This is a genomic window from Dehalococcoidales bacterium, from assembly GCA_030698765.1.
Lineage (GTDB): Bacteria > Chloroflexota > Dehalococcoidia > Dehalococcoidales > UBA2162 > JAUYMF01.
The window spans coordinates 1-4,673 of the sequence record JAUYMF010000102.1 but is presented as its reverse complement, the minus strand read 5'-3'; the positions used below and the strand labels follow the sequence as shown (position 1 = coordinate 4,673).

Here is a 4,673-nt window from a genome sequence, read left to right as displayed (position 1 = left end):
CTATCCTGAAGAGAAAATCTCTCGCCGTCTCCTTATCATCTATGGCGCCATCACGCAGGGTTTCCACCATGACTTTAATGCCAGCCAGGGGCGTTCTGAACTCATGAGAGATGTTTCCAATCAGCTCGCGCCTTGTCGTTTGCAGACTTCTCAGCTCGGTGAGGTCCTGAAACAGGAGCAGGACGCCACCCAGCTCATTATGCGCAATTGGAATGGCAATAGCCCTGAGATATCTCTTAGAAGTACCGGATTCATATTGGACAGCCTGCATCATGGTTGTTTCCAGACATAGCTTCAATGCCTCATCTACCTCGTAATCACGCACCACCTCGATGAGCGGCCTTTCTGCCGGGCTCGTGACGTTAAACAGCTTTCTAGCCGCATTGTTAGCCAGCGAAATGTTCCCTTCAATATCCGTCATGATGACGCCGTCAGTCATATTGTCGAGGATTGTTGCCAGTCTGGCCCTGTCTCCTGAAATTGTCTCCACCAATTCTTTCAACCTTGAGGACATTTCATTGAAAGCATGGGCGAGTTCTCCAACCTCATCCCCGGTCTCTATAGCTATTTTCCGACCCAGTTCTCCTGAGGCAATTTTTCCGGAAGCAATGATAAGCTTCCGTATCGGCCGGGTGGTTATACGGGCAATAATCCAGGCTGCCAGAATGACCAGCAAAGCGGCCACTACCATAGCGGTGATAATGCTTACCGTGACCCGGTACGCCAGGTTTTCAACCACTGTCAGCGGAAGCGACACACGGGCTATACCCAGAACCTCACCCTGATGCGAGACGGGCACCGCAACATACATCATTTCCTGACTCAGAGTGGTGCTGTAGCGGGTGCTCTCGCCCAGGCCGGTACCCATGACATCCCTGATTTCAGGGCGGGTGGCATGGTTTTCCATAACCGCAGGGTCTTCTTCAGAATCACCTAACACGGCGCCGTCCACGTCAATGATGGTGACTCTGGTACCAGTTTGTTCCCCCAGTCTCTTAGCCAGAGCGTCGAGGCTTCGGCTCTTATCCTCCGTGAGGAAACCGGGCAAACTGGCTTCGGCGGTAATCCTGGCCTCATTTTCCAGACGGGAGCGCAGGTTACCGAGCTGGGAGTTTCTGGTGGAATCGGCCAGATAGAACCCAAGCATGCCCATACTAACCAGTATAAGTAAAACGAAGGAAAAGGTAATGCGCCATTGAATACTGCGGAACAACTCTAACCTTCCAGTTTATAACCAGCACCCCTTACGGTCAGCAGATTTCTCGGGTGTGCCGGGTCAGTTTCAATCTTCTGCCTCAACCATCTGATATGGACATCCACAGTCCGTGTATCACCAGCGTAGTCATAGCCCCACACCTTTTCCAGAAGCTGCTCTCGACTGAACACGAAACCCTTGTTCCTGGCAAGGAAGACAAGCAAGTCATACTCCTTCGGGGTGAGGTCTAGCTGCATACCTCCGCAGAAAGCCCGGTGGCGACCAACATCAATCTCCAGGTCCCCGATTTTCAAGGATTCTGGCTCACTAGCTGGTTTCGGTTTGGACATATCGGCTCTACGGAGCATAGCTCGTACACGGGCCAGTAATTCTCTCATGCTGAAGGGCTTGGTCATGTAGTCATCCGCTCCAATTTCAAGCCCGACTATTTTGTCAACCTCTTCCGTCTTAGCAGTGAGCATCAGGATGGGGACAGTCATTTCTTTCCGCAGGATACGACACACCTCAAAACCACTCAGTTCTGGTAGCATCACGTCCAGAACAATCAGTTCAGGCCTCTCGCTTCGCGCAATCTCTATAGCCTGCGCGCCATCGACGGCCGTAATCACCTCATAGCTCTCTTTAAGAAGGTTGTATTTGAGTGTCGCCAGTAGATTCCGGTCGTCTTCAACAATCAGTATCTTGTCAGCCATCGGAACTCCACTGGTAGTATAAACCTCACAGCAGCATCTATCAAATGCCGGGCAGACCCCCTGATGAACTTCGGCATATTGCCTACATCCAGCTACAGCGTTCTTGAACAGAAAACCGGTAAGAACCGCCTCAAATACCCTTAAGCAAATAACGGAGTGCTTAAGAGGGGGATGGGGTTCACTGGTAATAAGCGGTGAATGAGGTTAAAATAGTGCCAAACTGACATGGGAGAACATATGAAAGTAGCCATCATCGGCGGATCAGGCAAGATGGGGCGGTGGTTTGCCCGTTTTCTATTACAGGAAGGTAATGAAGTGGTCATCGCCGGGCGTAACCATCATAAACTGCTCGAAGCCAGCCAGCAACTGGGGGTTGAGGTTGCCGATAGTATCTCCACCGCCGTGAAAGGAGCTGATGCTGTCCTGCTATCGGTACCCATAGACAGCTTCGAGGAAATAGTCAAGCAACTCCAGCCTCACATCCAGCCCGGGCAGATTGTTGCTGACATCACCTCCGTCAAGACAATGCCGGTAGCAGTAATGCACCGGTACCTGGATACCGGGACGGTGCTGGGTACTCACCCGGTATTTGGGCCCGGCGCTAAAGACGTCACTGACCGGAACTTTGTCCTGACACCCACCACCGAGCCGGAGACCGCATTAGCCGGGAAAATCAAGCGGTACCTGGAAACTCGTGGCGCCAAAGTTACCCTGATGACCCCCCGGGAGCATGATGAAATGATGGCGGTGATACTCGGCCTTTCCCACTTTATTGCCATCGTCTCCGCTGACGCGCTACTGGGCTTTGGCAAGCTCAAGCAGATGAAGGCAATCAGCGGCAGTACCTTCCGCTTCCTGCTGACACTGACCGAAAGCGTTATCTCAGAAGACCCGGAGCTTTACGCCTCCCTGCAGATGAACCTGCCCGGACTACCCGAAATCGAGGATCTCTTCCAGAGAAGCGTCAAAACATGGGCTGATATCGTGAGGAACAAGAACCGGCAAGAATTTGTCGATAGAATGGGCGCCATCAAGGATGGAATGGAAAAGAGCGACCCTGATTTCGGCAAGGCTTACGAGAACATGTACCGGCTCTTCGAAAAGTAAGGGGACTCACCGGCGCAGGTGGGGCTTCTTTAGCAAGAGCAGCGCCACCAGTGACAGACCGACACTGGCCAGAGCAACCACCTGAAACACCGAAATAATGCCAAAGCTATCCATAAAATAACCGGCGACAGGTTGCAGCATGCTCGACCCTTCCATACTCAGGCCAAAATAGAGACCAAAGATAATCCCCCTGTACCGGGAAGGGGTACTGTCCATCAGAAACGGCTGAACGGTCGACTGCCTCATCTGCATAAAGATACCGAAGATGATAAAAATAATCACCAGTGAAAGATTAAAAGGTAACCTGGTAAGCAAATAAAGGGTGGGTCCGGTAGCTATCAGTACCAGGAAGATGGCATTTCTCCTCCCCCACTTGTCCGATAGCCATCCGCCGAGCAGACTACCCAGAACACCCCCACCCCTGATAATACCCAGCATCATCGCGGCAAAGGCGGGAGACAGGGAATGTTTATCTACCAGGTACAACGGGATAAAAGCCATCGCTGAGCCGGCAATAAACTGGGTGAGAATAGCCAGCAGCATGATAAAGGCCACCGGCCGTAATACCTGAACGAGGCTCCGGCCGGGCGCTGATTCAGCTAAAGTAGTGTCCCCAACATGCACCTTGCTTTCGAGCTTAGCGTCGCTTATCTGCTGCCGTTTCATTTTGAGCAGGACAAAGGGCATTACCGCCAGAGCCGGAATACTGAGGATAATGAAGGCGGAGTGCCATCCCATGGCCGCGGCGATGAGCGCACCCAGAATCGGCCCCAGAGTAAAACCACCGCTACCTCCTACCAGATGAAGTCCAATCACCTTGCCCCTCTTTGACTCTTCAAAATAACTGGAGAGCAGTGAAGTGGCTGCCGGGTGATAAGCCCCGGCCATAATTCCCAGAAACACAAGAGCCAGCAGTAGCGATAAATATGATGAAGACAGGCCGATAGCCAGTGCCCCCAGTCCGACACCGCCCAGACCTATCGCCACCACGATATGCCGGTTAAGGCGGTCGCCGAGCCATCCCCCGGGAATCTGGAAGAGACCGGCGGTAATCTGATATGCGGAAAGAATAAATCCGGCTTGCAGATAACTCAGTCCCAGGTCTTCCCTGATCAAGGGCAGCAAAGCCATGTGCAATGAGATGCACAGGTCATGGCTCAAATGGGTATAAGTAAAAAAAGCGGTGGTAGCTCCGCCCCACTGATGAAAAGTTTTCTTAAGACCGGTAAATCCAGGCAACAGGTATCACCCTCAGTTTCTGAAATGTTGACTTTGAACTCTGACGTAAGTCCGGAGGAATCCAGACCGTCACAATCACGCATTGTAACACCTGTGACCGGTTTATACAATCGCCCCCGGACTGAGGCATCAGCAAAGCCCAACCAATAGGACAACCCCGGACCGTCCACCGGAATGCTTCCAATCAGCGGTGGTTTTTCCTGGTTCAACAAAACTAGTACGTTTTTACTGAAAATACAGGGTGTTTTTCGGCTTATTTTCGCTGGTCTTTATCCAAAATATAAGTTATACTTATCCTGAAAGCAATCAAATCATAAGTATGCTGATAATACTGCCCATAGCGGTTATCTCGGATTTAGCAAGGTGTTAATAATAGAGTAAAATAACCATAGCTTTAGTCGAGATGCAAAACAACGACC

At 51.4% G+C, this 4,673-nt stretch carries 4 protein-coding genes; 1 reads left to right on the top strand and 3 read right to left on the bottom strand.

The features are described from left to right. Together Q8Q07_04775 and Q8Q07_04770 are read right to left on the bottom strand one after the other, a co-directional pair. Positions 1-1,147, bottom strand: a 1,147-nt coding sequence (locus Q8Q07_04775) for a HAMP domain-containing protein (GenBank protein MDP3879603.1), incomplete at its 3' end; no start/stop codon positions are given. Positions 1,148-1,215: 68 nt separating this feature from the next. Next, entirely contained in the window at positions 1,216-1,908 is a 693-nt protein-coding gene (locus tag Q8Q07_04770; GenBank protein ID MDP3879602.1) for a response regulator transcription factor, read from the bottom strand. A gap of 237 nt (positions 1,909-2,145) precedes the next feature. Between Q8Q07_04770 and Q8Q07_04765 the strand changes: the two genes are divergently transcribed. Continuing rightward, a complete protein-coding gene (locus tag Q8Q07_04765; protein MDP3879601.1) occupies positions 2,146-3,015 on the top strand; it encodes a prephenate dehydrogenase in 870 nt (289 codons plus the stop codon). 6 nt (positions 3,016-3,021) lie between these two features. Here Q8Q07_04765 and Q8Q07_04760 read toward each other — a convergent pair whose 3' ends face one another. Beyond that, positions 3,022-4,254, bottom strand: a complete 1,233-nt coding sequence (locus tag Q8Q07_04760; protein ID MDP3879600.1) for an MFS transporter — start codon at positions 4,252-4,254, stop codon at positions 3,022-3,024. Positions 4,255-4,673 lie beyond the last annotated feature (419 nt).

Bases quoted from the DNA above. Each gene is read 5' to 3' on its own strand.
- Q8Q07_04770 (MDP3879602.1), bottom strand. From the start codon at position 1,908: ATGGCTGACAAGATACTGATTGTTGAAGACGACCGGAATCTACTGGCG.
- Q8Q07_04765 (MDP3879601.1), top strand. From the start codon at position 2,146: ATGAAAGTAGCCATCATCGGCGGATCAGGCAAGATGGGGCGGTGGTTT.